General features: G+C 72.3%; 23 protein-coding genes. 13 read left to right on the plus strand and 10 right to left on the minus strand.

What is annotated here, in order from left to right; all coding sequences use genetic code 11:
- Position 1: 1 nt before the first annotated feature.
- Positions 2-913: an SDR family NAD(P)-dependent oxidoreductase gene (locus OG898_RS32405; protein ID WP_266961786.1), complete on the minus strand. Its 912-nt coding sequence runs from the start codon at positions 911-913 to the stop codon at positions 2-4.
- A gap of 180 nt (positions 914-1,093) precedes the next feature.
- Between OG898_RS32405 and OG898_RS32410 the strand changes: the two genes are divergently transcribed.
- A complete protein-coding gene (locus tag OG898_RS32410; protein WP_266961788.1) occupies positions 1,094-1,507 on the plus strand; it encodes a MarR family winged helix-turn-helix transcriptional regulator in 414 nt (137 codons plus the stop codon).
- A gap of 8 nt (positions 1,508-1,515) precedes the next feature.
- On the opposite strand, the gene OG898_RS32415 is transcribed toward OG898_RS32410, so the two are convergent.
- From OG898_RS32415 to OG898_RS32440, 6 genes are all read right to left on the minus strand, one after another.
- Positions 1,516-2,862, minus strand: coding sequence for a carboxylesterase/lipase family protein (locus OG898_RS32415; protein WP_266961790.1), 1,347 nt, complete (start codon positions 2,860-2,862; stop codon positions 1,516-1,518).
- Positions 2,863-2,913: 51 nt separating this feature from the next.
- Positions 2,914-4,002 (minus strand): 5'/3'-nucleotidase SurE, encoded by a 1,089-nt coding sequence (surE, locus tag OG898_RS32420; RefSeq protein WP_266961792.1) that lies wholly within the window; start codon positions 4,000-4,002, stop codon positions 2,914-2,916.
- A 146-nt stretch (positions 4,003-4,148) separates the two neighbouring features.
- Entirely contained in the window at positions 4,149-5,924 is a 1,776-nt protein-coding gene (locus tag OG898_RS32425) for a glycoside hydrolase family 3 protein (RefSeq protein ID WP_266961794.1), read from the minus strand.
- Between the two features lie 115 nt (positions 5,925-6,039).
- Positions 6,040-7,302, minus strand: a complete 1,263-nt coding sequence (locus OG898_RS32430; protein WP_266961796.1) for an MFS transporter — start codon at positions 7,300-7,302, stop codon at positions 6,040-6,042.
- A 132-nt stretch (positions 7,303-7,434) separates the two neighbouring features.
- Positions 7,435-8,829: an FAD-binding oxidoreductase gene (locus tag OG898_RS32435; RefSeq protein WP_266961798.1), complete on the minus strand. Its 1,395-nt coding sequence runs from the start codon at positions 8,827-8,829 to the stop codon at positions 7,435-7,437.
- Between the two features lie 163 nt (positions 8,830-8,992).
- Positions 8,993-9,703, minus strand: a complete 711-nt coding sequence (locus OG898_RS32440) for a TetR/AcrR family transcriptional regulator (protein ID WP_266961800.1) — start codon at positions 9,701-9,703, stop codon at positions 8,993-8,995.
- Between the two features lie 92 nt (positions 9,704-9,795).
- On the opposite strand from OG898_RS32440, the gene OG898_RS32445 reads away from it, so the two are divergent.
- Positions 9,796-11,433, plus strand: a complete 1,638-nt coding sequence (locus OG898_RS32445) for an amidohydrolase (protein ID WP_266961802.1) — start codon at positions 9,796-9,798, stop codon at positions 11,431-11,433.
- Here the strand turns inward: OG898_RS32445 and OG898_RS32450 are convergent.
- Positions 11,400-12,563: a LacI family DNA-binding transcriptional regulator gene (locus tag OG898_RS32450; protein WP_266961804.1), complete on the minus strand. Its 1,164-nt coding sequence runs from the start codon at positions 12,561-12,563 to the stop codon at positions 11,400-11,402. The two genes, OG898_RS32445 and OG898_RS32450, sit on opposite strands and share 34 nt — an antisense overlap.
- Positions 12,564-12,694: 131 nt before the next feature.
- Between OG898_RS32450 and OG898_RS32455 the strand changes: the two genes are divergently transcribed.
- From OG898_RS32455 to OG898_RS32475, 5 genes are read left to right on the plus strand one after another with little or no spacing between them, the layout of a single operon-like run.
- Complete coding sequence (locus tag OG898_RS32455; RefSeq protein ID WP_266961806.1) at positions 12,695-14,326, plus strand: ABC transporter substrate-binding protein; 1,632 nt, start codon at positions 12,695-12,697, stop codon at positions 14,324-14,326.
- On the plus strand, positions 14,323-15,276 hold the full coding sequence (locus OG898_RS32460) for an ABC transporter permease (protein WP_266961808.1): 954 nt from the start codon (positions 14,323-14,325) through the stop codon (positions 15,274-15,276). The genes OG898_RS32455 and OG898_RS32460 overlap by 4 nt, the downstream gene beginning before the upstream one ends.
- Complete coding sequence (locus OG898_RS32465) at positions 15,273-16,172, plus strand: ABC transporter permease (RefSeq protein ID WP_250752610.1); 900 nt, start codon at positions 15,273-15,275, stop codon at positions 16,170-16,172. The genes OG898_RS32460 and OG898_RS32465 overlap by 4 nt, the downstream gene beginning before the upstream one ends.
- Before the next feature lie 5 nt (positions 16,173-16,177).
- The gene (locus OG898_RS32470; RefSeq protein WP_250752608.1) at positions 16,178-17,173 is read left to right on the plus strand and encodes an ABC transporter ATP-binding protein; all 996 of its coding nucleotides are present in this window, start codon (positions 16,178-16,180) and stop codon (positions 17,171-17,173) included.
- On the plus strand, positions 17,140-17,991 hold the full coding sequence (locus tag OG898_RS32475) for an ABC transporter ATP-binding protein (RefSeq protein ID WP_266961813.1): 852 nt from the start codon (positions 17,140-17,142) through the stop codon (positions 17,989-17,991). The genes OG898_RS32470 and OG898_RS32475 overlap by 34 nt, the downstream gene beginning before the upstream one ends.
- A 186-nt stretch (positions 17,992-18,177) precedes the next feature.
- Here OG898_RS32475 and OG898_RS32480 read toward each other — a convergent pair whose 3' ends face one another.
- Positions 18,178-19,143 carry a pirin family protein gene (locus OG898_RS32480; RefSeq protein ID WP_266961815.1) on the minus strand — a complete coding sequence of 322 codons (966 nt, stop codon included), beginning with the start codon at positions 19,141-19,143 and terminating at the stop codon, positions 18,178-18,180.
- Between the two features lie 124 nt (positions 19,144-19,267).
- Between OG898_RS32480 and OG898_RS32485 the strand changes: the two genes are divergently transcribed.
- The 6 genes from OG898_RS32485 (at position 19,268) to OG898_RS32510 (ending at position 23,619) form a co-directional block, all read left to right on the plus strand.
- Complete coding sequence (locus OG898_RS32485; RefSeq protein ID WP_266961817.1) at positions 19,268-19,636, plus strand: tetratricopeptide repeat protein; 369 nt, start codon at positions 19,268-19,270, stop codon at positions 19,634-19,636.
- Positions 19,637-19,752: 116 nt separating this feature from the next.
- Complete coding sequence (locus OG898_RS32490) at positions 19,753-20,958, plus strand: methyltransferase (RefSeq protein WP_250752600.1); 1,206 nt, start codon at positions 19,753-19,755, stop codon at positions 20,956-20,958.
- 87 nt (positions 20,959-21,045) lie between these two features.
- Entirely contained in the window at positions 21,046-21,810 is a 765-nt protein-coding gene (locus tag OG898_RS32495; protein ID WP_266961820.1) for a MerR family transcriptional regulator, read from the plus strand.
- A 119-nt stretch (positions 21,811-21,929) separates the two neighbouring features.
- Positions 21,930-22,562: a DUF6230 family protein gene (locus OG898_RS32500; RefSeq protein ID WP_250752594.1), complete on the plus strand. Its 633-nt coding sequence runs from the start codon at positions 21,930-21,932 to the stop codon at positions 22,560-22,562.
- Positions 22,553-22,966: a DUF6114 domain-containing protein gene (locus OG898_RS32505; RefSeq protein WP_250752591.1), complete on the plus strand. Its 414-nt coding sequence runs from the start codon at positions 22,553-22,555 to the stop codon at positions 22,964-22,966. Before OG898_RS32500 ends, OG898_RS32505 begins: the two co-directional genes overlap by 10 nt.
- Positions 22,963-23,619, plus strand: coding sequence for a hypothetical protein (locus tag OG898_RS32510; RefSeq protein WP_250752589.1), 657 nt, complete (start codon positions 22,963-22,965; stop codon positions 23,617-23,619). Before OG898_RS32505 ends, OG898_RS32510 begins: the two co-directional genes overlap by 4 nt.
- A 71-nt stretch (positions 23,620-23,690) precedes the next feature.
- Here OG898_RS32510 and OG898_RS32515 read toward each other — a convergent pair whose 3' ends face one another.
- Positions 23,691-26,465, minus strand: coding sequence for a penicillin acylase family protein (locus OG898_RS32515; RefSeq protein WP_266961824.1), 2,775 nt, complete (start codon positions 26,463-26,465; stop codon positions 23,691-23,693).
- Between the last annotated feature and the right edge of the window lie 114 nt (positions 26,466-26,579).

Below are 26,579 nucleotides of genomic sequence, written 5' to 3' on the forward strand. Positions count from 1 at the left end.
CTCACGCCACCGGAGCCTGGGGCGCCGGAATGCCGTAGGTCTCCGCCTCGGCTCCCACGCCGCCCCGCCAGAGGGCGGCGATCATGTCGGCGCTCCAGCCCCCGTCGGCGAAGGCGACCGCCTTCTCCTTGGGGTGCGCCCACAGGGCCAGCCGGTCGCCGCCGATGCCGATCGCCTGCCCGGTCACTCCGTCGGAGGCGTCCGAGGCCAGGAAGGTGATCAGGCCGGCGACGTCCTCGACGGTGCCGAGGCCCTCGTCCTTGCGCAGCCAGTCGGGCAGGGGGCTGCCCGTGCGCTCGGACTCCTCGATGACCGGCGCGAAGGCCGGGATGGTCTTGGTCATCTCCGTGGCGGCGACGGGCACGACGGCGTTGACGGTGATGCCGGCGCGGCCCAGCTCCATGGCCCAGGTCCGGGCCATGGCGACGATGCCCGCCTTCGCGGCCGCGTAGTTGGTCTGGCCGAAGTTGCCGCGCTGTCCGGCCGGCGAGGAGATGAGGACGAGCCGGCCGCCGGTTCCCTGCTCCCGCATGCGGACGGCTGCCGCACGGGCACAGGTGAAGGTGCCGCGCAGGTGAACGCGGACGACGTCGTCGAAGTCCTCGTCGGTCATCTTCCACAGCACTCGGTCGCGCAGGATGCCGGCGTTGGTGACGAGCACGTCCAGGCGCCCGAACTCCCGCACCGCCGTGTCCACCAGCTCCTCGGCCGCCGCGCTGTCGCCCACCGCCGCCACGACGCCTGCCGCCCTGCCTCCCGCGGCGGTGATCGTGGCGACGGCGGCGTCGACCGCGTCCTGGTCGACGTCATTGACGACGACTGCGGCTCCGGCCGCGGCAAGAGCTCGGGCGTATCCCAGCCCGAGGCCGCGCCCGCTGCCGGTGACTACGGCGACTTTCCCGTGCAGATCCATGGGGGGTGCCTTTCATGAGCGGTTCGGGGGACGTCGAAAGCGCGGCACGAGCCGGGATCGACAGGAATCCTGATAAACGCAGTGTGGGCAATCAACAGGATTCCTGTCAATGCTCTAGGGTGTGGGTACGTGCCGCCGCCCCGGCCGCACCCAACGGGCCGTCACCACGGGAGGACGAACGTGAGCACCTCGCTGCTCTACCTGGTCAAGAGGACGGAGCTGGCGGTACGGGCCCGCCTGGAGGAGCTGCTCAAGCCCGCCGGCATCACGGCGCTGCAGTACACCGCCCTGACCGTGCTGGAGCGGCACGAAGGCATTTCCGCCGCGCAGCTCGCCCGCGACTCCTTCGTCACCGCCCAGTCCATGGCCGACATGGTCCGGGCGCTGGAGAGCCACGGCCTGATCCGTCGTGAACCCAACCCCGCCAACCGGCGCGAGCGCCTCATCCTGCTCGCCGACGCGGGGCGCCGACTGCTCGCCGAGTACGCCGAGCCGGCCCGCCTCCTGGAGCAGCGCATGGTCGCCGACCTGACCGCCGAGCAGGTCGAGCGGTTCCGCGAGGCGCTGAACCGCACGTGGCGATCCCTCGCCTGACGAACGCCTCACGCGGAAGGGGCCTCCCGGACCGCCCGCAGGGGGTCGTGCGCGGTGTGGGGCCGGGCGGACCAGATGCGGGTCGCACGGGTGTCGGGGGTGTACCTCGGCCAGGACGCGCCGGGGTCGAGGTCCCTGATGAACCCCACCCAGGACGTGTGGAGGGCGTCGGCCAGGGGCTGGGGCGGGTCGTCCCCCAGGGCCTCGGCGACGCCCGGGGCGTCCAGGAGGTCGAATACGAACGGCAGGTCCACACAGTGGTGCGCCAGACCCTCGTAGCCGGGAGCGGTGGCGGTCCACTCGAACTGGTAGAGCCAGGTGGGCCGTTCGGCGTGGGCGCGGGCCTCGGCCAGGGCGAGGGCGGGGGCGCGGAAGAGATCGTCCGTGAGGGCGTGGCCCACCTCGGGCCCCATCGCGTGGAACTCGTGGGCGGTGAAGCCGAGCATCAGCGGTACATCCGCACCCGCCGCGCCGTCGACGAGCGCCTGCGGCACCGGCGCGGGGACTAGCTCGCCGTCGGCGAAGGGGGCGAGAACCACCATCGGGAGCCCGTACCGTTCCGGGCCCGGCCAGTCCAGCCGCTCCTGGAGGTCGAGGAGTTCGTCGTCCGTCAGGTCGCGCAGTGCGGCGGCGGTGGCCGGGACCCCGGCGCGGGTGGCGAAGAGCGCCGACACCACCTCGGCGAGATCCCTGTCCTGGGGGTCCATGACCGCTCCGGAGACCGAGATCGCCGCACGGAAAAGGCCCTGGGCCGAGGGCACGGCCAGCAGGGTCTGGACGGCGCCGCCGCCCGCCGACTGTCCGGCGATCGTGACCCGGGCCGGGTCGCCGCCGAAGGCCGCGATGTTGTCGCGGACCCACTCCAGGGCGGCGATCCAGTCCCGCACGCCCCGGTTGTCGGGAGCGTCCTCCAGGTGCAGGAAGCCCTCGACGCCGAGCCGGTAGCCGACGGACACCAGGATCACGCCGTCCCGGCCGAAGGCGGACCCGTCGTACCAGGGGCTGGCCGCCGAGCCCGCCACGTATCCGCCGCCATGGATCCACACGAGGACCGGCAGGGGCTCCGCGGGGGCGAGGTCCGGGGTGAAGACGTTGAGGTTCAGGACTCCCTCGCCCGGGATGGACGGCTCGGGGATGGTCGTGACCTCGGCGAACGGGCGGCGCTGGGCCGTCGGGCCGTACGCCGTGGCGTCCAGTGGCTCGGTCCAGGGCACGGGGGGCACCGGAGAGGCGAAGCGGAGCTCGCCGACCGGGGGACGGGCGTACGGGATGCCGAGGAAGCGGAGGCTTCCGTCGGCGCGGCGCTCGCCCCGCACGGGGCCGTGGCCGGTGTGGACGAGGGGATCGTCTGTCATGGGAGTGCTCCTGTCAGTCGTGGTGCGGCAGCAAGGGGTGCGGCGCCGGAGTCAGCGCCGGGGCGCATCGTTCTCGACGTAGCGCTGGATCTTCCGCAGCGTCCGCGGGTCCGGGGTCTTCGCTCCGTACGTACGGTCGGAGGTCAGCGGTGTCACGGAGATCCGGCCGTCCCGGAAGAGCGCCGCGGAGTCGGCGTCCGCGACGGTTTCGCTGCACGGGTCGCCGGGCCGCTCCCCGCAGAAGCCGAGGCCGATGGCGAAGGAGTCCGCGCCCACCTGCTCGTAGGCGTGCCAGACGACCTTGCCGTGCCCGACGCTCGTCCAGCGGGGCGGGCCGGCGGGCTTACCGGTGCTGATGTCCGGGTAGTCGACCTTGAGCGCGAACTCGGGTGTGAGCAGGCCGCGTTCTCTCAGGCCGGCGACGAAGCGGGCACCGAACGCGGCATGGGCCCGGTAGTTCTCCTGGGGGAAGTAGGTGTTGGTCTCGTCGCCCGCGGAGGAGAAGGCGATGGCCGGGACGCCCTCGTCGATCGCGGCGATCGCGGCTCCGACCGTTCCGGAGTCGTTGACCTGGGCACTCACGTTGGGGCCGGAGTTGATTCCGCTGAGCACGAGGTCGGGGGCGCGGTCCCAGCCGGTCTTGGCCTTCAGGCCGCCGCGCAGGGCGAGTTTGACGGTGTCGGCGGGGGTGGCACTCGGGCTGTCGCCCCCGCACGGGCCTTCGGAGAGGCAGACCCCGAAGACCGCGCCCTGGGCGGGCGCGCCCGCGCAGTCGTTCTCGTAGCCGGCGGGGAGCGCGGTGCGCCGCTGAGCGGTGAGGACTCCTCCGTTGGTGACGGCGGTGCCCTTGCCGGACTGGACCTGCCACGGAGCGATGACGACCACGTCCGCGCCGGCCGCGCACATCGCACGGCGCAGTTCGTACAGGCCGAGACCGTCGGAGTTGCTCTTCTTGGCCGCCTGCATGGAGTCGTCATTGGAGATCAGGACGCGCAGGCCGGCGAGGGGGCGGGCGCCCTGGACGGGCGCCCCTTGGCCGGATGCCGTGTGGCCGGATGCCGCGTAGGCGGTCACGCCCGAGGCGGCGAGCAGCACGGCCCCGGTGGCGGCGGCGGCGAGTCTGCGGCGGGTGGAGGACATGAGCGGTGTCCCTTCGGCTCGGAGGGGTACGCCGGGCGGCGCTGGTCAGGTCACGCCGCCCGGCGTCGCGGTCCCGGCAGGACCGCGGCTGGCTCCGGGTGTCCCGCGCACCGGCCGGTGGTGGCCGGCGCCGGTCACCCGGTGGATCAGAGGAGGATTCCGGCCCCGTACGGGAAGACCGGGTCCGCCGTGTCGTGGGGAACGTCCGGGCGGGAGGCGGCGACGGCCGCCATCGAACGCGGCAGTTCGAACGGAAGGCGCCCTTCGGCCTTGGCCCGGCCGAAGGCCACGTCCAGCAGGGCCTCGTCGCTCGCGCCGTAGTCGGCGATCAGCGCGGCGGCGCACTCGGCGATCTCCGGGAGGACGGCGGGACGCTCCAGGTTGACGCAGACCAGGACCGGAACCGTGGCGAGGAGCGCGAGGATCCGGGCGAGTTCGGGCTCTTCGAAGGCGAGGGTGCCCGAGTGGAAGAAGGACTCGAACTTGTTCGGCCGCTCCTCGTAGGGGGTGCGCAGCCGCAGCACGGCGAACTCGGCCTCGGCCGGGGTGTCGACGACCTCCCCGTACCGTGCGGCCACGGCCGGATCGACGTTCTCGACGTACAGCTTCGGCCGGCCGCTCAGCGGCAGCGGGCCGTCGGTGAGGACGGTGAGCGAGCGGCGCTGGGCGGCGGCGCCCAGCGCCTTGAAATCGGCCCGGCCGACCGTCTCGGCCGCCTCCCACGGGTCCACGTACCGGCACTCGTCGAAGAGGCCGAGGACGAACTTCTCGCGCAGCAGCCGGCGTACGGACGCGTCGATCCGGGACTCCGGGACCCGGCCCGAGCGGACCAGCTCCACGACGACCTCGGGGCATTCCTCCCCGCCGAACTGGTCGCAGCCGGCGTCCAGCGCCTTCGCCGCCCGCTCGGACACGCTCAGGTGCTCCACGCCCCAGGCGCGGGCCGGGTGCATCTCTCCGAAGATCGGAGCGTCGTTCAGCAGGCCCCAGTCGGTGCACACGATGCCCTGGAAGCCGAGCTGCTCGCGGAGCAGGCCGGTGACGACGCCCTTGTTGAAGCCGAAGCCGACCTCTTCCCAGTCGGTGCCGATGGGCTGGCCGTAGTACGGCATCATCTGCGAGCAGCCGGCCGCGATGGCCGCCTTGAACGGCTCCAGGTGGTGCTCGCGCATCCCGCCCGGGTAGATCTGCTCCTTGCCGTGCGCGAAGTGCGGGTCCTCGCCGTCCTTCTGCGGGCCGCCGCCGGGGAAGTGCTTGACCATCGCGGAGACCGAGGCCGCGCCGAGCGTCTCGCCCTGCAGGCCGCGTACGTACGCCTGGACGAGCTCGCCCGTCAGCTTCGCGTCCGAGCCGAAGGTGCCCGACTGGCGGGCCCAGCGCGGCTCCGTGGCCAGGTCGATCTGCGGGTGCAGGGCGACGCGGAAGCCGACGGAGAGGTACTCGCGCCGCATGATGTCCGCGAACTCGAAGACCAGCTCCGGATCGCCTATCGCGGCCAGGCCGATGGCCTCCGGCCAGGCCGAGAAGGGGCCCGCGTGGAGGGAGGCGCCCACCGTGTCGCTGAACGAGTGCCGGGGGTCGGTGGAGAACGTGACGGGGATGCCGAGGCGGGTTCCGGCGGCCATCTCCTGGACCGCGTTGTGCCAGCGGGCCATCTCGTAGGGCTCCGCGGTGTCGACGACGTTGAAGTGGCTCATCGACGCCCGCTGGACCATGTCGGCGAGATCCGCCGAGATCAGAGGGGCGCCGGGCTCCCCGGGGGCGTACTCCTCGTCCTCCAGCGCCGTGATGGTGTGGAACATCAGTCCGGCCTTCTCCTCCAGCGTCATCCGCGCGAGGAGGTCGGCGACGCGCTCGTCCACGGGCCGGGCGGGGTCCCGGTAGGGGTGGCCGGCGCCCTGGGGCGGGGGGATCGTGCTCATGGCTGTACGTGCTCCCGGATGAGGGGGTGGTGTTTCGGGGGCCCGGGGCGGGCGAGGGTGCGGAGGGGCGCCGCGGCGGGAGGAGCGCCGCGGACGGGAAGAACGGTCCCGGCCTTCAGCGGACCGTCCGGATGGGGATCACCGAGGCGGCGCCGAGCAGCGTGATCAGCGCTGCGACGACGTACAGGCCGTCGTAGCCGACCGCTCCGACGAGGAGGGCCGCCAGGAACGGGGCGATGATCTGCGGGCCGGCGTTGGCCATGTTGAGGACGCCCAGGTCGCGGGCGGCGTCGGTGGCGCTGGGCAGCACCAGGGTGACGAGCGCGGTGTCCACGGCCATGTAGCTGCCGAAGGCCAGCCCCGCGAGGACCGTGAAGATCAGCATGCCGGTCCAGTCCGGCTTGATCACCGGCACGAGCATCGCGATCCCGCAGAGGGCGCAGGACAGCGCAACCAGTGGTTTGCGGCGGCCCAGGCGGTCGGAGAGCAGACCGCCGAGGACGGTGGCGAGCAGGGTGACGCCGGCGTCGATCGGGGCGATGAACGCCACGGCCTCGGTGGGGCTGAGCCCTTCGGGCAGCGCGATGTGGTCCTGGAGGATGTAGAGCTGGAAGAGGGAGACGGAGAAGAAGCCGAGCATCATGAGGAAGCGGCCTATGAAGACCCAGCGGAAGTCCGCCGACTTGAACGTGTCCCCGAAGGCGGCCAGCTGCCGCAGGAGCGGCAGCGGCTCACGCGCGGGGGCTCTCTGCTCCCGGACGACCACGGTGAAGACCAGGGCCGCGCCCGCGATCACGGCGCCGAGCACGAGGTACCCGAGGGGAACGTCTCCGGGTACGAAGAGGGTCGCCACGTAGATGCCGAGGGCGACGCCGATCGGGGTGCCGATGCCGACCATCGCGGAGGCGAGACCGCGTCGTTCGACGGGGACCCGGTCGGGGACCACGGCCGTCAGGGCCGCCTGGTAGACGTTCATCGTCGCCTGGACGAGGCACCAGCCGATGGCCACGAGCAGGAGGGTCCCGGCCGCGCCGAGGAGGGCCAGGGCGCCGAGGGCCGCCAGGCCGCCGCCGAGGATCCAGGGGTTGCGTCGGCCCGAGCGGTCGGAGAGGAGTCCCGTCAGGGGGTTGAAGAGGGTGGCGAAGACCGCGGCGATTCCGGCGATGAGGCCGAAGTTTGCCACCTTGTTCGCCGGATCGACGAGTTCGATCTGGACGGGCAGCAGTACCGCGCCGGTCCCCATGTAGACCATGTACATCGCGGTGTTCGCCAGGGCGAGCATCGGCATGAGCCGGCGCATGCCGCCTTTGCCGGGCGCGACGGGGACGCCGGTCGCCGTCGGCGCCGCGATGGCGGGCCGGGCTTCGGATGCGTTCATGTCGGGTCTCCTCGGCCGCGCGCCGCCCGGAAGCGGGGGCGCGGCGGATCGTGCGCGCGTCGGGAGCGGCTGCGGCGGGCGCGGGTCGTACACAAGGAAGGGGAACGGGCGGCGCGGAGGCGCGGCGGCGCGTCAGCTGTCGAAGCCGAGGCCGAAGCGGTCGAGGCTGCGCAGCCAGAGGTTGCGGTGGCCTTCGTTGAGGTCGGCGCGCGCCATGGACCACTTGGTGATGCCGATGCCGAGGGACCGGACGGGCTCGGGCGGGAACGGCAGGGGCTTGCGGCGGACCATCTCCAGGTCGGTGCGCTCGGTGCGCTCGCCCGCCAGGAGGTCGAGCATCACTTCGGCGCCGAAGCGGCTGGCGCCGACGCCGAGGCCGGTGAACCCGGCGGCGTAGGAGACCTTGCCTTGGTGACTCGTGTCAAAGAACACGCAGAAGCGGGTGCTGGTGTCGATGGCTCCGCCCCAGCTGTGGGTGAAGCGCACACCCTCCAACTGCGGGAACGTCGTGAAGAAATGGCGGGCGAGGGTGGCGAAGGTCTCGGGCCGCCGGTCGTGTTCGGCGCGGACGCGCCCGCCGTAGTAGTAGACGGCGTCGTATCCGCCCCACAGGATGCGGTTGTCCACGGAGAGCCGGACATAGTGGAACTGGTTGGCGCTGTCCGCGAAGCCCTGGCGGTGCGTCCAGCCGACGGAGGCGAGCTGCTCCGCGGTCAGCGGCTCGGTCATCAGCGCGTAGTCGTACACGGGGACGGTGTACGGGCGGTGGCGCCGGACGAGGGAGGGGTAGGCGTTGGTGGCGAGCGCGACGCGCCGCGCGGTGATCCGGCCGTAGGGGGTACGGACACCGATCACGGCCCCGTGCTCGGCGAGCGAGATGGCGGGAGTGTGCTCGTACATCCGCACGCCCAAGGCGAGAGCGGCCTTCTTGAGTCCCCAGGCGAGCCCGGCCGGGTTGACCATGGCGACGTCGGTCTTGTTCCACAGGCCGCCGAGAAAGGTCGGGGAGTCGATCTCGGCCCGGACGGCCTCGCCGTCGAGCAGGACCGGCTTGCCCCCGTAGCGGGCGGCGGCCTCGGCCTCCTCCGCGAGACCGGCGAGCTGGTACGGCTCGGTGGCCACCACGATGGAGCCGGTGCGCTCCCAGTCGCAGTCGATCCCGTGGCGCTCCACGGCGTCCTCGATGGCCTGGAGGTTCTCCCGTCCGAGGCGCTCCAGGAGGTCGATCTCCCCGGGCCAGCGCTGGAGGCCGTTGTGCAGGCCGTGGGTGAGGCTGGACTCGCAGAAGCCGCCGTTGCGGCCGGAGGCGGCGCCGCCGGCCTCGTCCGCCTCGATGAGCACCACGTCGGCGGAGGCATCGCGCTCCTTGGCGAGGAGGGCTGTCCACAGGCCGGTGTAGCCGCCACCGACGACGAGCAGGTCGCAGGTGGTTTCGCCGACGAGGGCAGGGACGGCCTGCGGGCGACGGGGGTCGTCGAGCCAGAACGGGCGGGGCTCGGCGTCCCTGAGCGAGGTGAGGTGGTCCATGGGGGTTCCTTCGGATCGCGGAGGCGCCCGAGCGCACGGATCCTCCGAGGTGCCGCCCATGAGACCCTTCGGAACGCATCAAGGTCAATGGTGTTGACATAAGCCCCGCAGGCCGGAACCCGGCGGTCCCGGCTCCCGGCGGTCGTCCGGCCGGGGCCACCGGTCAGCGGCCGTCCGCCGCCGGGCGGAGCGCCTCCATCGCACCGAGCATCAGCTCCAGGGCGAAGGGATAGCCGCTGTCGCGCATGTCGGCGGCGAGCAGCGGGAAGGTCGCCGCGATGTTCGGGTGGGTCTCGGGCGACAGCCTGCCGTACACCGCGTGCCAGACCTCCTCGTCCGACTCCCTCGCCGCCTCCGGCAGGGCGAGCGCGGCGGCGTCCTGGGCGGCGAAGGCCAGGGCCTGGTCGACGAAGGCGTGGTAGATCCGCACGGCGAGGGCGTCCGGGAAACCCCCGGAACGCAGGATGCCCAGGATCGCCTCGACGGCCCGCTTCTCGTGGGGGCGCCCCGTCGTGCGGTGGGCCGTGAGGAGCGCGGCCTGGGGGTTGGACCGGTAGGAGGCGTGGATGCGCAGCCCGATGGCCCGCAGATCGGTCCGCCAGTCACCGGTGGCCGACCAGCCCTCCTGGGCACGCCCGATCAGCTCGTCGGACAGGGCGAGGAGCAGGGCGTCGGTGTTGCGGAAATAGCGGTAGAGGGCACTGGGATCCGCGCCGAGCGCCGCACCGAGCCTGCGCGCCGAGAGCGCCGCGGCACCGTGCTGCGCGACGAGGCGCAGGGCTGTGTCGATGATCAGCCGCTCCGAGAGCACGGCGCCCTGCTTGGTCGGTCGGTGACGCCGACGCCCGCCTTCTGGAATCACTCGTTCGGCCATGGCCCGGACCTTACGTCAACACCATTGACGTGTAAACGGCCGTCCCGCTTCCATGGCTCCACCAACCGTCGCCTCATGTACTGGAGCTCCGTATGGACAAGGCCGATCTGGTCTTCACCCGCGGCCCCGTCTTCACCGTCGATCCGGCCCGCACCCGGGCGACCTCGCTCGCCGTCGTCGGCGACCGGATCACGGCCGTCGGCCACGACGAGGTCCGGGAGCTCATCGGCCCCCGCACCGAGGTCGTCGACCTGACGGGCAAGCTGCTGATCCCGGGGTTCCAGGACGCCCACATCCACGCCGTCTACGGCGGTACGGAGCTGGCCGAATGCGATCTGACGGGGACGGTCGGCGTCCCGGAGTACCTGACCCGGATCCGGGCGTACGCGGACGCCCACCCGGACCACGCGTGGATCACCGGCGGCGGCTGGTCGATGGAGAGCTTCGACGGGGGCCTGCCCACCCGGCAGCTGCTGGACTCGGTACTCCCGGACCGGCCGGTGTTCCTCGTCAACCGGGACCACCACGGCGCCTGGGCCAACACGCGGGCGCTCGAGCTCGCCGGGATCACCGCCGCCACCCCCGATCCGGCCGACGGCCGGATCGAACGGGAGCCGGACGGCCGTCCCAGCGGGGTGCTCCAGGAGGGCGCCACCGCGCTGGTCTCCCGGCTCGTGCCCCCGAGCACCCCCGCCGACCGGCTGGCAGGGCTCCTGCGGGCGCAGGAACTGCTGCACTCGCTCGGGATCACCGGCTGGCAGGACGCGCTGCTCGGCGTGTTCGGCGGCAAGCCCGATCCCTCGGACGCCTACGTGAGCGCCGCCCGGGACGGATCGCTCACCGCGCGGGTGACCGGCGCGCTCTGGTGGGACCGGGACCGGGGTGCCGAGCAGATCGAGGAACTGGTCGCGCTGCGGGAGAAGCTGAGCCACGGCCGCTTCCGGGCCGGCTCCGTGAAGATCATGCAGGACGGGATCGCCGAGAACTTCACAGCCGCCATGACCTCTCCGTACCTGGACGGCTGCGGCTGTGCGACGGCCAACACCGGCCTCAGCTTCGTCGAGCCGGTGGCGCTGCGCGGGTACACCGCGGCACTCGACGCCCTCGGCTTCCAGATCCACTTCCACGCCCTGGGCGACCGGGCCGTCCGCGAGGCCCTCGACGCCCTCGAGGCCGCCGTCGCCGCCAACGGCCATCTCGGCAACCGCCATCACCTCGCCCACCTCCAGGTCGTGCACCCCGACGACCTCCCCCGCTTCGCCCGGCTCGGCGCCATCGCCAACATCCAGCCGCTCTGGGCCGCGCACGAACCGCAGATGGACGAGCTGACCATCCCCTTCCTCGGCCCCGAACGCGCCGCCTGGCAGTACCCCTTCGGGGATCTGCTGCGGGCCGGCGCCACCCTGGCCGCCGGGAGCGACTGGCCCGTCAGCAGCCCCGACCCCCTTGAGGGCATCCACGTCGCCGTCAACCGCAAGGACCCCGAGGCCGGCGCCGACGACCGCGTCTTCCTGCCCGAACAGCGCCTCGACCTCGCGACCGCGCTGGCCGCCTACACGGCCGGCTCCGCCCATGTGAACGGCTTCGACGATGCGGGCAGCCTGCGCCCCGGCCACCTCGCCGACCTGGTCGTGCTGGACCGCGACGTCTTCGCCGCGCCCCCTGAGGAGATCGTCGAGGCCAGGGTGGAGCGGACTTACGTCGGCGGCAGGCTCGTCCACTCCGTCTGAGGGTGCGGCACCGACTGAGGTTCCGGCGCCGCCCGGGGGTCCGCCGCCCGGGGGTCCGCCGCCGGCTGAGGGTGCCGAACCGAGGAGGCCCGTACGTCCAGCCGGGTCGGCACGAGCACCCCGGTCGACTCCCGGCGCCCGTCCTCCAGGACCGCCACGAGGAGCTCGATGCCGGCCTCCGCGACCGCTTCGGGCCGCAGGCTCAGCGTCGTCACCGGTGGTTCGGTGTGCTCCGCCGTCACGTCCTCGCTCACACAGACCAGGAGGAGATCGCCGGGCACCTCGTAGCCCTGGCGGCGCGCCGCCTCCAGGACGAGGGGCGGGCTGGCCTCGGCCGTAACGAAGAGGGCGTCGGGGCGCCCACGGCCCGGCCCCTCCCCGTCACCCGCCAGGGCGGTCTCGACCGCTCGTACGACCGGACCGTTGCCCCGGTCCGCAGCGATGACGATCCGCTCCGCCACGCCGTGCGCGGCGCACCAGTCGGAGTAGGAGGCGAGCACCCCCGCATGGAACCGGGTGGCGCTGTCGGGCAGCACCAGCGCGGGCCGCCGGGCCCCTTGTTCCAGGAGGTGGTCCATGGCCGCGCGCACGGCGGGCCCGGCCTCGACGTCCACCCAGTACGCCCCGGGCCGCCCCTCGACGGAGCGGTCGCTGAACACCGGGATCCGGGCGGCGAGCAGATCGTCGACGATCGGGTCGTCGGTGACGGGGTCGGCCACGACCACCGCGTCGAGCGGCAGGCCGGCCCACTCGCTCTGCAGGGAACCGGCGGGCAGCAGCACCACGGCGTAGCCGCGCTTCAGCGCGGTCGCGGCGGTGGCTCCGGTCAGCCTGGCGAAGTACGGAGATTCCAGGAAGGACCAGGGGGTGTCGGCGAGCTCCCCGACCATGTATCCGATCAGCCGGGCCCGTCCCGTGCGCAGCTGGCGCGCGGTGGCGTTGGGCCGGTAGCCCATGACGCGCGCGGTCTCGCGCGCCTTCTGCCGTACCTCGTCGGAGAGCCGTCCGGTGCCGTTGAGCGCCGCTGAGACGGTCGTCTTGGACAGTCCCGCCTCGCGGGCCACGTCGACGAGCCGGACGCGTCGGGCGGGCTGGGAGGCAGCTCCGTCATGCCCTGAAAGATCGGTCATGGGGTCGATGCTGCCACCCTCGCGACCTGCGCAAAACCGTTCCCGCAAACCCTTGTGCGGGAACGTTCCCGCATTAATACTCGCTCCATCCCCCAGCGCCCGTCACTACACCCGTAAAGGGGTGGGTCTGCATGCGCACGCCCAGGATCACCACGCTTCTCGCCTGTACGGCCGCACTCGCGGCCCTCAGCGCCTGTTCCGGCGCCTCGACCAACCAGTCCGCCGAAGCCGGCGGCTACCAGGTCACCGCCACCTCGCCGCCCGCGCAGGGCTCCCTGGACTCCTTCACCTGGTCGCTGTACGCCGAGCCCTACACGCTCGACTACGCCCTCGCGTACGACTACCCGCCGAACACCGTGCTCGCGAACGTCTGCGAGCAGCTCCTGCGGGTCACGCCCGACATGAAGATCGAACCCGGTCTCGCGGTCAGGTACGCGCAGCCCGACCCCAAGACGCTGGTCTACACCCTGCGGCCCGACGTGCGGTTCCACGACGGGACGGTGATGACCGCCGACGACGTGGTCGCCTCCCTGGGCCGCCACATGGACCCGGAGACCGGATCGCCCTGGGGTTCGGTGTTCAAGAACGTCACCGCCATCGAGAAGACCGGCCCCCTGGAGGTGGCGATCCGGCTCTCCCGGCCGGACATCCTCCTGCACGAGCTCATGGCCGCCTCCCCCGGCACCATCGAGAGCGCGGCCACCCTGGCCAAGGCCGGCAGGGACTACGGCACCCCCAAGGGCACGGTCAACTGCACCGGCCCGTTCGCCCTCGACAAGTGGACCCAGGGCGAGAGCATCACCCTCAAGAAGAACGCCGACTACTGGGACCGGTCGCTGACCCCCAAGTCCGACAGCGTGAAGTTCACCTTCATCGAGGACTCCGCGGCCCGGTCCAACGCCTTCCTCTCGGGCACGGCCGACGGCGGGTACATGGTGCCCTCCTCCTCGCTCGCCCAACTGCGCGCCAGCGGCAAGGGGAGCGTGCTGTTCGGCCCCAACAACGCCGCGTCCAACCTGGCCGTCCTCAACTACCAGGGCACACTCGGCGACCTCAAAGTCCGCCAGGCCCTGTCCCTGGCCCTCGACCGGAAGAACATCGTCAAGGCCGCCGCCGGCGGCATCGGCATACCCGCCAAGGCCCCCGCCGCACGCGGCGCCTGGGCACTGGCCCCGGAGAAGACCGCCGCGCTCTACGACACGCTGCCCGAGCCGGCGTACGACGTCGAAGCGGCGAAGAAGCTCGTCCAGGAGGCGGGAGCGACCGGTCGCACGATCACCCTGGCCACCAGCACGCTCGCGCCCGAGATCAGCGTCGTCGCCAACGCCGTCCAGGCCGCGGGGCGCCAGATCGGCCTCGACGTCCAGCTCAAGGTCGTCCCCCCGGAGGCGTACAGCAGCATCTTCGTCGACCCGAACGCGCGCGCCGGTCTCGACCTCGTCATCACCAACGGGTACGACAACACCCCCGACCCGCTGGAGTTCTACCAGTACCTGCGCACCGGCGACTTCGGGAACTACGGCAACTGGACGAACACCGAGTACGACGCCGTCTTCGACTGGGCCAACGCGGAGCCCGACCCCGCCAAGCGCGCGGAGCGGACCGCCGAGCTCCAGCGGATCGCGCTGCGCGAACTGCCGATCATCCCCGTGTACGAGGCTCCCTACTCGGTCTTCCTCGGCAACCGGGTGACCGGCGCACCGACCGGCATCGTGCAGCTGTACTACCCGTGGGCCGCGAAGATCGGAGCCGCGAAGCGATGACCCGCTACCTCGTCGGACGGCTCGTCGGCCTGGTGGCGGTGCTGTTCGTGACCTCCCTCGTGGTCTTCGGCTCCATTCACCTGGCCCCCGGCGACCCGGTGTCGTTCCTGCTCCACGGCCGCCCCGCGACCCCCGAGGCCGTGGCTGCCCTGCGCTCCCAGTACCACCTGGACGATCCGTTGCCCGTGCAGTACGCGAAGTGGCTCGGCGGTGTCCTGCAGGGCGACTTCGGCCGCTCCGGGCAGTACCACCAGGACGTCGCCGAGCTCATCGGCTCCCGGCTGCCCGGCACCGCCGTGCTCGTCGGGTACGCGGCCCTGCTGGTCGCCGTTCTCGGCGTGGCGGCCGGCATCCTCGCCGCGCTGCGCCCCGGTCCGCTGGACCGCGCGGTGCTCCTCGGCACCGGCGTGGCCACGGCGACGCCCTCGTTCGTCACCGCCATCGCGCTCGTGTCGCTCTTCTCCGTCCAGCTGGGCTGGTTCCCGGGACCGGGCGGCACCCCCGTGGGCTTCTCGGACCGGCTGTACCACCTGACGCTGCCGGCCTTCGCCCTGGCGCTGACCTTCGCGGGCCTGCTCGCGCGGGTGACCCGCTCGGCGATGCTCGACGAGCTCGGCCGCGAACACGTCGAGGTGGCGCACGCCCGCGGTGTGGCCGCGCGGACCGTGGTCCGCAAACACGTCCTGCGCAATGCGCTGGGCCCGGTCGTCACCGTCGGCGGCACGATGCTCGCCGGACTGCTCATCAGCACCTCGATCGTCGAGACCGCCTTCGACGTGCCCGGGCTCGGCTCCCTGCTCGTGCAGTCGGTGTCCGCCAAGGACTTCGCCGTCGTCCAGGCGATCACGCTGCTCAGCGTGGCGGCCTTCGTCCTGGTGAACCTCGCCGTCGACCTGCTCGCCCCCCTCATCGACCCCCGGCTGTCCCTCCGGGGGGAAGGCTCCCCATGACCCTCACCACACCCTCCGCCGCCTCCCCGGCCGGCGCGGCGCCCACGCCGCTGCGCCGCCGGCCCGGCCTGCGCTTCCTGCGCCGGCTCGGCCAGGGCCCGATGTTCACGGCCTCGGTCGCGGTGCTCGCCGTGCTCGTCCTGGTCGCCGTGCTCGCCCCCGTCCTCTCCCCGTACGACCCCGAGGTCCTCGACCTCGCCTCGCCGCTCGCCGGAACCACCGGCGAGCACCTGCTCGGCACCGACCAGTCCGGGCGGGACGTCCTGTCCAGGCTGCTCCACGGCGCCCGCACCGGTCTGCTCGGGCCGCTGCTCGTCGTCGGCGTCTCCACCCTCCTCGGCACCCTGCTCGGGGTCGTGGCGGCGTGGCGCGGCGGCTGGGCGGACTCGGTCCTGTCCCGCTCGATGGACATGGCCTTCGCGATCCCCGGCCTGCTGCTCGCGATCCTGCTCGTGTCCGTCGTCGGCTCCGGCATGACCGCACCGGTGATCGCCATGTCGGTGGCCTACACGCCGTACGTGGGGCGGCTGGTGCGCGGGATCGCGCGCCAGGAGAAGGCCCGCCCGTACATCGAGTCGTACCGGGTGCAGGGCTTCTCCGGCTGGAACGTGTGCCTGCGCCATCTGCTGCCGAACATCGCCCCGACCGTCTTGGCCCAGTCCGCGATGAACTTCGGATACGCGCTGATGGACCTGGCCGCACTCTCCTTCCTCGGCTTCGGTGTGCAGCCGCCGACCGCCGACTGGGGAGCCATGATCAACGAAGGCCAGTCGGCCGTCCAGCAAGGGGCGATGCTGCCCGCCCTGGCTCCCTCGGCGTGCATCGTGCTCGCCGTGGTGGCGTTCGGCATCGTCGGCGAGGGGCTCGCCGACCGAATCGCTAGGCGGGAACGGTGAACGCCATGACCGAGGAGAAGAAACCGGCCGGCGGCCCGCCCGTCCTGGAGATCGACGGGCTCGGCATACGCCTGCCGGACGGCAAGGCGGCCCGGCCGATCCTGGACGGGGTCAGCCTGCGCGTACTGGCCGGCGAGACGGTCGGCCTGGTCGGCGAGTCCGGCTCCGGCAAGTCGGTGGCCTGCCGCAGCGTTCTCGGACTGCTGCCCGCCGGCGCCCGCACCAACGGACAGGTCCGGGTCGCCGGCCGGGACGTGCTCGCCATGAACCGCACCGAGCGGACCGAACTGCGGGCCCGGCAGGTCTCGATGGTCTTCCAGGACCCGCGAGCCTCGGTCAACCCCCTGCGCCGTGTGGGGGACTTCCTCACCGAGGGACTGCGCGCCGCCGGGACCCCCGCCGCCGCGGCCACCGCCCGGGCCGAGGAACTCCTGGACGCGGTCGGCATCCGCGACCCGCGGGGCGCCCTGCGCCGCCGTCCGCACGAGTTCTCCGGCGGCATGCTCCAGCGGGTGGTCATCGCCGCGGCGCTCGCGTCGGAACCCGCCCTGCTCGTGGCCGACGAACCGACCACGGCGCTGGACGTCACGACCCAGGCGGAGATCATCGCGATCCTCACCCGGCTACGCGCCGAGCGCGGCACGGGGCTACTCTTCGTCACCCACGACCTGGAACTGGCCTCCGCCATCTGCGACCGCGTGTACGTGATGTACGCGGGCCGGATCGTCGAGACGCGGGGCACGGACGAGCTCTTCGACCGGCCGCGCCATCCGTACACGGCGGGGCTGCTCGCCTCCACCCCGCGCATCGAACGGGGTTCACCGGCCCCCCGGCCGATCCCCGGCCGCCCCGTCTCCCTCTCCGAAGCGCCGCCCGGCTGCGCCTTCGCCGCGCGCTGCGCCCACGCGCTGCCGCGCTGCTCCGGGGAAACACCCACACTTGCGCGGTACGGCGACGGGCTCGCCGCATGCCACCGCGCCGACGAAGGGATCACGCTGTGACCGCCGGAACCGTCGCGACACAGGGACTCGTCGTCGAAGGACTGTGCAAGCGGTACGGAAACCACGCCGCCGTCGACCACGTGTCGTTCACCCTGGCACCGGGAGCCTCCCTCGCCCTCGTCGGGGAATCCGGCAGCGGCAAGACCACGACGGTCCGCATGCTCGTCGGCCTGGAGCGCCCGGACGCCGGCACCGTACGCCTCGGCGGGCGGGACCGTTCGGCGCGGGTCCGCACCCGAACCGAACGCCTCTCCCGTGCCCGGGAGATCCAGATGGTCTTCCAGGACCCGTACCTCTCGCTGGACCCGCGGATCACGGCGGCCGGATGCGTGGACGAGGTCCTGCGGCTCCACACCCGGCTGGACACCACCGCCCGCCGGGCCCGGGTCGCCGAGCTCCTGGAGCAGGTCGGCCTCGGCGAACGCGAGGCCTCGGCGCTGCCGCGGCGCCTCTCCGGCGGCCAGCGCCAGCGCGTGGCCATCGCACGCGCCCTCGCGGTGGAGCCCAGCGTCCTCGTCCTCGACGAAGCGGTCGCGGCGCTCGACGTCTCCATCCAGGCGCAGATCCTCGAACTGCTCTCCACGATCCGCCGCGAGGCGGGCATCGGCTATCTCTTCGTCACCCACGACCTGGCGGTGGTCCGGCACATCGCGGACGAGGTGCTGGTGCTCAAGTCGGGGAGGGTCGTGGAATCGGGCCCGACCGGCCACGTACTGGACGCACCGCGACACCCGTACACGCGCCTGCTGCTCGAGTCCGTACCCCGGCGCGGCTGGGATCCGGGCGCCGCGGTGTCGGGGCGCCGGTCTCCCGGCTGACCGGCGCCGGGCCGCCGTCGACAGCATCGGCGACAAGCCGCTGAGACCCTGCACACCGCACCCATCACCATGCGCACCACCGTCCGGGGCGCTTCCGGAGGCCTCGTCGACATCCGGCGGGTCTCCAGAAGCGGAGCGGTGGCGTGGCCACAGCACCGGGCCCTACCGCTAGGGCATGCGCACAGTTCAGCGCACTCTTCCCCTGGGCTTCAGGCGAGTTGGGGGAAGTTCCGGGGCCGGAATCGGAGCGCCCTCGTAGCCCTTGACCTCGCCGTAGCGGGTGCCGTTCATCCAGTCCTCGCGGAACCCTTCGATGTCCTCCTGGGACCTTCCGATCCAGTTCCAGAACATCACGATCTCCTCCTCGAACGGCTCGCCGCCCAGCAGCATCAGGCCGGCGTCCGAGACCGCGCGCAGGGGGAGGTCCGTGCGGCCGCAGCCGAGGTAGAGCATGGCGCCCGGGAGGAGGGGTACGCCGTCGACGTGGGCTTCGCCCGACATCGACAGGACCGCGTACTCGAAGTCCGGGTTCAGCGGGAGCCGGGTCTCCGTGCCCGCCGCCAGGGCCAGGTCCGCGCCGACGATCGGGCTGTACGCGGTTCCGGGCGAGGTGGCCGTGTCCAGGGTGCCCAGGATGACCGTCGCCGTCAGGCCGGGGGCGCTGACCTGCGGGAGGTCCGCGTGGTGCTGGAAGTGCGGGTCCACGTCGCGGTGCGCGTCCGGGAGGGCCACCCACAGCTGCGCGCCGTGCAGGAAGCGGGCGTGCGGGCGCGGGCTCTCCTCCGAGTGGCTGATGCCCCGGCCTGAGGTCATCAGGCCGAGCTCGCGCGGGCGGATCGTCGCCAGGCTGCCGACGCTGTCGCGGTGCAGCACTTCGCCCTCGTGGAGCCAGCTGACGGTCTGGAGGCCCGAGTGGGGGTGCGGGGCCACCGCCATGCCGGGCTCGTCGGCGATGTCGTCGGGACCGTAGTGGTCGACGAAGCACCAGGCGCCGACCATGCGGCGGCCCAGGTTAGGGAGGAGCCTGCGGACCTCGGTGGACTCGCCGAGTGTGACGGTGCGCGGGCTCAGGAGCTCGCGCACGGGCTCGGCGACGACGAACCCGCGGCCGCCGCAGGTGGAGAGAGCGGGCTGGCGATCGAGATTGCTCATACCGCACAACTTAGTCCCGGCGCAGCCGCTGCGGTCAGGGGAATGTGCGTACGGATCCCCGTGTTGCAGCAGCCGGACGGAACGACGCGAAGGAAAGAAAGAAAGACGGAGGGCAGAGGGCGCGATGGACGTGATGGGCACGATCGACGCACAGCAGGGCTACCTGGAGCACGGGACCGCCGCCGAGCGCTGGGACCGCGGCCGGCTCTTCTTCGAGGCGAAGGAGTACGCGAACGCCGCCCGCGTCCTGCACGGCGTGGCGGCCGAGGCCCCCGAGCTGCTGGCTCCGCGGCTGCTGCTGGCCCGCGCCTACTACCACTCCGCCCAGCTCTCCAAGGCCGAGCGCGAGCTCCGTGGCGTCCTGGACCGCTGGCCCGTGGAGGACTACGCGCAGCTGATGCTCGGGCGGACCCTGGAGCGCCAGGGCAGGGCTGCCGAGGCGGCTCCGTACCTGCGGATCGCCGCCGCGATGGCCGGGGATTTCCCGGAGTAGCGGTACCGCAGCGGTACGGGATCCGGGTCCGCGGCGGGGCCGTGTGCCCCGCCGCCCACTCTCCCGGCCCCGCCCGTGCGGGACCGGGGCGGTCCCTCGGTTAGCCTGGGGGCAATATGAACCGTCTGACCACGCCCTTCGGCTCCTACGAGCTCGCCCGCTTCCCCGAGGACCCGCGCGACCGGCTCTTCGCATGGGACGCCGCCGACGAGTACCTGCTCCGCCACCTCGAATCCGGTACGGGTGAACGCGGCCCGGTGGATCTGGCCGGCGCCGGGCAGATCACCGTGATCGGGGACCGCTGGGGGGCACTGACGACGGCGCTGGCCGCGCACCACCCCACCCAGATCACCGACTCCAGCCTGACCCGCTCCGCCACCATGGCGAACCTGGACCGCAACGGGATCGGCACCGCCAAGGGCACCGTGACCCTGCTGACCACCCAGGACGCGCCGCCCGAGCGGATCGACGTGCTCCTGGTGCGGGTGCCCAAGAGCCTGGCGCTGCTGGAGGACCAGCTGTACCGGGTGGCCCCGCACGTGCACGCCGGCACCGTGGTCGTCGGCACCGGCATGGTGAAGGAGATCCACACCTCCACGCTGCGGCTCTTCGAGAAGATCCTGGGACCGACGAAGACCTCGCTGGCCGAGAAGAAGGCCCGCCTGATCTTCTGCACGCCGGGCAACCCGGGTGCGACCCGTCCGGCGACCCCCGGACCCTGGCCGCTGACGTACGTCGTGGACAAGGACGGCGGCTCCGGAGCCGGACTGACCGTCGTCAACCACGCGGGCATCTTCTGCGCGGACCGCCTCGACGTCGGCACCCGCTTCTTCCTCCAGAGCATCCCGACCAACACGGACGGGGCCCGGGTCGTCGACCTGGGCTGCGGCAACGGGGTCGTGGGCACGGCGGTCGCGGTGGCCGACCCGCGCGCGGAGGTCGTCTTCACCGACGAGTCGTACCAGGCGATCGCCTCGGCCAAGGCCACGTTCCGTGCCAACGTCACGCACGAGCGGGAGCGGGCGGACTTCCTCGTCGGCGACGGGGTGGCCATGCTGGACCCCGGCTCCGTGGACCTGATCCTGTGCAACCCGCCGTTCCACTCCCACCAGGCGACGACCGACGCGACGGCGCTGCGGATGTTCGCCCAGTCGCGCAAGGCGCTGCGTCCGGGCGGCGAGCTGTGGGTGGTGGCCAACCGCCACATGGGGTACCACACCCACCTCCGGCGTCTCTTCGGCAACAGCGAAGTCGCCGCGAGCGAGCCGAAGTTCGTGGTCCTGCGGGCGGTCAAGCGGCGCGAGCAGCCCCGCGGCGCGTGAGCTGCCCGCAGGTCCTGCGCGGCGATCTTCCTACCGCCCTGCGCTAACCCGCCGGTAGGCCCGTCGCCGCGTCCTACACTCGGCCGCGTGAGCAGTCAGGTGGATCAAGACGCGGCCGTCGGCGGGCACTACCGCCGGGACGAGGTGGCCCGCGCGGCCGGGGTCAAGGTGCGCAACCTGCGCTACTACCAGGAGCGCGGGCTCCTCCCGCCGCCGCGCCGGGAGGGGCGGATCGCCTGGTACTCCGACGACCACCTCACCCGACTGCGCCTGATCAACGACCTGTTGGGGCGCGGCTACACCGTCAACGGCATTGCCGAGCTGCTGGCGGCCTGGGAGCAGGGCGGCGGACTGTCCCAACTGCTGGGCCTGGAGCGGGAGATGACCCGCGACTGGGAGCAGGAGGACTCGGTCGTCATGTCCCGGACGGAGCTGCGGGATCTGTTCGGCCCGACGGCTTCCCCCGAGGACACCCGGCGGGCGGCCGAGTTGGGGTACGTGACGATCGACGGGGACCTGGTCACGCACCGCAGCCGGCGCTTGCTGGAGGCGACGGTGACGCTGGTGCGGGCGGGGGTTCCGCTCGCGGAGGTGCTGGACGCGGGGGAGTTCGTACAGACGCAGGCGGCCGCGGTCGCGGACCGGTTCGTCGCGCTGTTCAGTACGCACGTGATCGGCACGGACGGGCTGGAGCAGCTTTCGGCCACGCGCCTGCAGCACATCACCGAGGCGGTGGCGGCGCTGCGTCCGCTGGCGGGCGAGGTCGTGGCCACCGAGTTCGCCCGGGCGATGGCCCGGCGGGTGGACGCCGAGGTCGCCGGGCTGCTGCGCACGGAGTCTCCCGGGGCGTAACCGACGAGTAGGACTCGGCCTGAAAGGTACGCCCGAGCAACCTTGCCAACCCCCATTGGCACTCTTACATTCAACTCGTCGGTAACAACGGTGCACAGCCGAATATAAGGGACGATCTCATGGCAGATTCCCCCCAGTTACCCGAGTCACCCGATTCACCCGAGGGCCGGGTCCGCTGGCGCCGGTTCGCCGTACTGACCCTTCCCGCCGTGGCCGTGACCGCCGGCCTCGGCATCGCCCTCGCGCAGGGGGCGCTCGCCGCCTCCTTCGCCGTCTCGGGCCAGCAGTTCAAGGTGTCGGCGAAGAGCCTGGAGGGCGAGGGCTTCGCCCAGTACGGCAGCGTCGACGTCAACGCCCGCGAGGAGCTCATCCCGGTGGCCGTCACCGCCATCAGGGAGGCCAAGCTGCACAGCCTCTGCCAGTCCGTGGTGACCACCCTCCCGATCATCGGGGACATCTCGCTCAACCTCACCGCCGGCCAGAAGGCCCCCGTCGAGGCGAGCAACCTGTTCGTGGACGCCACCCAGCTCTCCGGCGACGCGGTCTTCACCAACATCGAGATCGGGCGCGACGCCTCCACCCTCGACAAGGGGCCGGCGGACGCGGTGGGCATGCAGGACCTGTTCGCCCAGCAGGCCGACACCGTCAGCATCACCGATCTCCACCAGACGGCCTGGGCCACCAACGCGGGCACCTTCAAGCTCACCGGGCTCAACATGAACATCAGCAAGGGCAAGAAGGAATGCTTCTGAGCCGCTGGCGGCGCTGGCGGCGCGGCCGGCCCTTCTGGGGCGGGCTGTGCGCCATCCTCGCGGGGGCCGAGATCTGCGCCCTGCCGCTCGCGCCCTTGAAGATCATGCTCCAGCAGGGGGTCGCGGGGATCCCGTCCGTCCTGATGGGCATCGTCATGATCGTGCTCGGCCTGACCGCCTGGTTCTCCCCGCCCCAGCGCGCCCTGGCCGGCGTCCTCACCACCCTCATCGCCACGGCCGCGCTGGTCCTGTCGAACCTCGGCGGGTTCCTGATCGGCACCCTGCTCGGCATCCTCGGCGGCGGCCTGATGTTCGCCTGGCAGCCGTACGCCGCTGCGCGCCCCGGCGCGTCCCCCACGCCCGCTCCCCCACAGCACCACGATCCCCAAGGAGCACAGCCATGAGCCGCACTCGCACCACCACGCTCGCGCTCGCTGCGGCCGCCGCGGCCGGAGCCATGTCCCTCGCCCCGGTCTCCGCCACCGCCACCCCCTTACCCCTGGCCGGGTCGACCACCGTCACCCCGGCCGGGCACGCCTTCAAGGCCACCCTCAGCGGGAAGGCCACACTCAAAGCCGGTTCCGTCACGGTGACTTGTACGGTCTCCGTGTCCACCGGAACGGTGCCAGCCGCCCCCGGCAACACCAACCCGGCGGGCCCCGTCTCCTCGCCGATCTCGCCGCCCACGTACAGCTCCTGCACGTCCAGCATGTGGGGCGTGACCCCCACGGTCACCACGAGCGGCGCCTGGTCGGTGTCGATGCAGAACGGCTCCCCCGTCACCGCCACCCTGACCGTGCCCACGGGCGGGCTCGTAGTCCACACCACCGGGCTCGCCGTCTGCACGGTCACGGCCGCCCCCTCCGGACCGGCGAGCGTCCCCGGCACCTGGACGAACGGCGCCCCGCCCAGCCTGACCTTCACCAACGCCTCGGTTCCGGTGACCGTCACCGGCGGCTTCGGCTGCCCGACGAGCGCCACCGCGTCCACCTTCAACGCCCTGTACAAGGTCACCGACACCACGAACCCCGCGCAGCAGATCACCGTCGGCCCCTGAGGTCCCGTACGCGAGGAGGCCCGCCGGTCCCGGAACGCTCCGGGGCCGGCGGGCCTTCGTGCACCAGGGCCTCAGCGGTGGGCGGGGAACTCGACCACCTGCTGATAGGTGGGCCGGTTCTGCCAGTTGATCTGCGGGTGGGACAGACCGCCCACCGGACGCTGCACGATCGCGTCCGCGCACCACTGGTTGCCCGCGGCGCAGGTCCCGTCCGCCGGGTACACGGCGGCCGGGGTGGCGGCCGCCGCCTGCTTGAGCGTCGCCGCCATCGCGTCCCGGCACGCGGGGAGCGAACCGTTCCCGCAGTAGGCCCGGGCCAGGGGTCCGGACACCGGGCGGCCGAGCAGTGTGCGCAGGTCCTTGTCCACGTAGCTCCACCAGCCGTACTGGAAGGCCGAGCCGGCGTGCGAACCGGTGGGTCCGTGGCCCGCGTTGGGCGCCTCGTCGATGGTGAGCGAGGCGCGCAGGGCATCGTAGAGCGGCGCCCCGAGGCCGGGCTTGAACTCGGCCTCGACGAGCAGCGGCCACCAGGCGTCCATGATCCGGACGGCGTCCGCGTGCCCGTACGTCCTGGAACCGGGCGCGGTCTCCTTGCGCTCGGTGCCCGCGGCCTGCCAGGCGGCGAGCTTGTCGATCGCGGCCGCGACGGCCGGATCGGTGACGGGTGCGCTGCGCAGTACGGCCAGCAGTTCGGGCAGCAGGTTCTCGGCGCGCAGGTCGGTGACCGCCGCGTCGGCCATGGCCCGGGTGAGCGTGGCCCGGGTCACGCCGCCCGCCGCGACGAGCGGTTTGACGCGCTGGTCGAGGAGGTCGCCGCGGTGGACGGATCCCATTCCGAATCCGGCGGCGGCGTATCCCTTGGCCTGCTTGTTGTTCCAACTGATGTAGTAGTCCTGGCCGATGGACTGCGGGTGTTCGGCGGGCGGGGTGTAGGCCGCCGTGTTGGCGGCCGGGTCGAAGCCCTGCCACTCGTACTGCTGCTTGCCCTGGACGGGCAGCGCCGCGTCGACTCCGGCCGGACGGACCGGATTCGACCCGCTGTTGTAGTAGGCCGCTTCGCGCGAGTCGGCGTAGAACCAGTTGAAGGCGTAGCCGATGTGCTGGGCCGCCTCCTGGAAGGTGCGGGCGTCCTTCACGTAGGAGGGGTCGTTGAACATCTGGAAGCCGATGATCGAGTCGGCCTCGTGACGGTACGTGGAGCGCAGTGCGGTGTAGGCCACGGGCTTGCCCGCGATGGTCGCGCGGTGCGTGACGATGCCGTAGTTCGTGCGCCACACCTGCATCCGGTAGGAGCCGCCCGGGGTGGGGTCGGCGACGGACGACTTCCAGGTGTTGGTGTGTTCCAGCTTCTCCATGGGCGTGCAGGTGCCGCGGTAGAGGTACGAGCTGCTCGTCCTGGTGGGGGCGCCGCCGCCGGGCTCGCACAGTTCGACGGCGAAGGTGTCGGTGATGTCCTGGCCGGCCGAGGTGGCGCTCCAGGCGTAGTCCTGGCCGCGGCCGAGCTGTACGTACATGCTGACGCCCGCGAAGGAGGCGCCGCGGGCGCTGATGCCCGGACCCTGGAGCTCCTGGAGCATGAGGAGTTGGGGCGCGAGGTAGCCGGTCTGCGGGCCGAAGACGGCGACCGGGTGACCGCTCGCGGTCTTCGCGCCGGACACGAGCAGGGCGTTGGACATGCTCTGCTTCACCGGCTTGGGCGGGGCGGCCGCGGCGGCGGTGGCGGCCGAGCCCGTACGGTCGTACACGAGCTGCTCGGCGGTGACCGAGCCGGCGTCGGGCAGGGCGGCACCCTGGGGGTCGGCGGGCTTCTGCGCGTAGGGGAAGCTCGTGCCGTCGTGGACGGTGAGCACGGCTTCCGGGTCCTCGCGCTCGCGGAAGGACTCCCAGACGCGGGTGCCCTCCTCCAGCCCGTACGTCTGCTGCGCGGACAACAGCGAGAGCGCGGCCTGCACTTCGCCGCCTCCGCCGCCGCCGAACAGGCCGCCCACGACGGAGGCGAGGGCGATCAGGTCGGTGAGCTTGAAGGGCTTGATCTCACCGGCGTTCGTGATCGAGTTGATGTGTCCGGTCAGCACGTACTCGCCGGGGAAGTAGCGGCCGTTCTTGGACTGCACGCGGTAGGCGTTGATGCCGTCGATGTACGCCTGGGCGTCCTCCATCGCGAGCCTTCCGCGCTCGCCCTCCGCGGTCCGGATCCGGTCCACCTGGGCCTGGAGGTCCGCCTCGGTGTACGGGGCCTGCGGCCAGAACTGCTGCTCCAGGCCCTGGTTGGCGAGGGCGCCGCCCGCGAAGGGGGTGAGGTCGCCCCGGCCGACGTGCCGGAAGAGGTCCATCTGCCAGAGCCTGTCCTGGGCGGCCGCGTAACCGGCGCCGAAGGACGTCCCGTAGCGGGTGGTGCCCTTGATGTGGGGGACGCCGCTCTTCTTGTCCCGGGTGATGGTGACGTCGGAGCGCGGGCTCGTGGTGGATTCGACCTGGTCGGCCGGGACGCCGAAGGAGGCGTCGTTGAAGAACTCGTTGACCTTGGCGTCGGTGAGGCCGGGATAGCCGGCCACCAGCGAGTCGTAGCGCGCCAGTTGGTCGGAGGTGTGGGCGGGCAGCGTGCCGAACGCCTTGTGGGCGAGGATCTGGGCGAGGGTGGCGTTGCCGCTCTGGCCGGGCGGCAGGATGTCCGCGCACTGCCCTCCGCAGTAGTCGGCGGGGTCGGCGTAGGCCGCGATCGGGCGCGGCGCCGGAGCGTCGGCAGCCGAGGCGGCCGGGGTCAGCAGGGCCGCTCCGAGGGCGATGAGTGCGGTGGCGACGGCAGTTCTCGTGCGCGTGCTCGTGCGCGTGGCGGGGCGTCGCATGCGTGCTCCTCCGTGGGGGGCAGGAACCGGTCACGGGGAGGGTACTGGCAGGTGCTACCCCTCAGTAAGATGAACGACCGTCACTTTTGCCCTCGCGGGAAAATCCGTTGCCGC

This window comes from Streptomyces sp. NBC_00193 (assembly GCF_026342735.1).
GTDB classification, from domain to species: Bacteria; Actinomycetota; Actinomycetes; order Streptomycetales; family Streptomycetaceae; genus Streptomyces; species Streptomyces stoeckheimensis.

What these genes read in the sequence shown, in the direction of transcription:
- OG898_RS32405 (WP_266961786.1), bottom strand. Translation starts at nt 913, where the DNA reads ATGGATCTGCACGGGAAAGTCGCCGTAGTCACCGGCAGCGGGCGCGGC.
- OG898_RS32415 (WP_266961790.1), bottom strand. Translation starts at nt 2,862, where the DNA reads ATGACAGACGATCCCCTCGTCCACACCGGCCACGGCCCCGTGCGGGGC.
- surE (WP_266961792.1), bottom strand. Translation starts at nt 4,002, where the DNA reads ATGTCCTCCACCCGCCGCAGACTCGCCGCCGCCGCCACCGGGGCCGTG.
- OG898_RS32425 (WP_266961794.1), bottom strand. Translation starts at nt 5,924, where the DNA reads ATGAGCACGATCCCCCCGCCCCAGGGCGCCGGCCACCCCTACCGGGAC.
- OG898_RS32430 (WP_266961796.1), bottom strand. Translation starts at nt 7,302, where the DNA reads ATGAACGCATCCGAAGCCCGGCCCGCCATCGCGGCGCCGACGGCGACC.
- OG898_RS32435 (WP_266961798.1), bottom strand. Translation starts at nt 8,829, where the DNA reads ATGGACCACCTCACCTCGCTCAGGGACGCCGAGCCCCGCCCGTTCTGG.
- OG898_RS32440 (WP_266961800.1), bottom strand. Translation starts at nt 9,703, where the DNA reads ATGGCCGAACGAGTGATTCCAGAAGGCGGGCGTCGGCGTCACCGACCG.
- OG898_RS32445 (WP_266961802.1), top strand. Translation starts at nt 9,796, where the DNA reads ATGGACAAGGCCGATCTGGTCTTCACCCGCGGCCCCGTCTTCACCGTC.
- OG898_RS32450 (WP_266961804.1), bottom strand. Translation starts at nt 12,563, where the DNA reads ATGACCGATCTTTCAGGGCATGACGGAGCTGCCTCCCAGCCCGCCCGA.
- OG898_RS32455 (WP_266961806.1), top strand. Translation starts at nt 12,695, where the DNA reads ATGCGCACGCCCAGGATCACCACGCTTCTCGCCTGTACGGCCGCACTC.
- OG898_RS32460 (WP_266961808.1), top strand. Translation starts at nt 14,323, where the DNA reads ATGACCCGCTACCTCGTCGGACGGCTCGTCGGCCTGGTGGCGGTGCTG.
- OG898_RS32465 (WP_250752610.1), top strand. Translation starts at nt 15,273, where the DNA reads ATGACCCTCACCACACCCTCCGCCGCCTCCCCGGCCGGCGCGGCGCCC.
- OG898_RS32470 (WP_250752608.1), top strand. Translation starts at nt 16,178, where the DNA reads ATGACCGAGGAGAAGAAACCGGCCGGCGGCCCGCCCGTCCTGGAGATC.
- OG898_RS32475 (WP_266961813.1), top strand. Translation starts at nt 17,140, where the DNA reads ATGCCACCGCGCCGACGAAGGGATCACGCTGTGACCGCCGGAACCGTC.
- OG898_RS32480 (WP_266961815.1), bottom strand. Translation starts at nt 19,143, where the DNA reads ATGAGCAATCTCGATCGCCAGCCCGCTCTCTCCACCTGCGGCGGCCGC.
- OG898_RS32485 (WP_266961817.1), top strand. Translation starts at nt 19,268, where the DNA reads ATGGACGTGATGGGCACGATCGACGCACAGCAGGGCTACCTGGAGCAC.
- OG898_RS32490 (WP_250752600.1), top strand. Translation starts at nt 19,753, where the DNA reads ATGAACCGTCTGACCACGCCCTTCGGCTCCTACGAGCTCGCCCGCTTC.
- OG898_RS32500 (WP_250752594.1), top strand. Translation starts at nt 21,930, where the DNA reads ATGGCAGATTCCCCCCAGTTACCCGAGTCACCCGATTCACCCGAGGGC.
- OG898_RS32505 (WP_250752591.1), top strand. Translation starts at nt 22,553, where the DNA reads ATGCTTCTGAGCCGCTGGCGGCGCTGGCGGCGCGGCCGGCCCTTCTGG.
- OG898_RS32510 (WP_250752589.1), top strand. Translation starts at nt 22,963, where the DNA reads ATGAGCCGCACTCGCACCACCACGCTCGCGCTCGCTGCGGCCGCCGCG.
- OG898_RS32515 (WP_266961824.1), bottom strand. Translation starts at nt 26,465, where the DNA reads ATGCGACGCCCCGCCACGCGCACGAGCACGCGCACGAGAACTGCCGTC.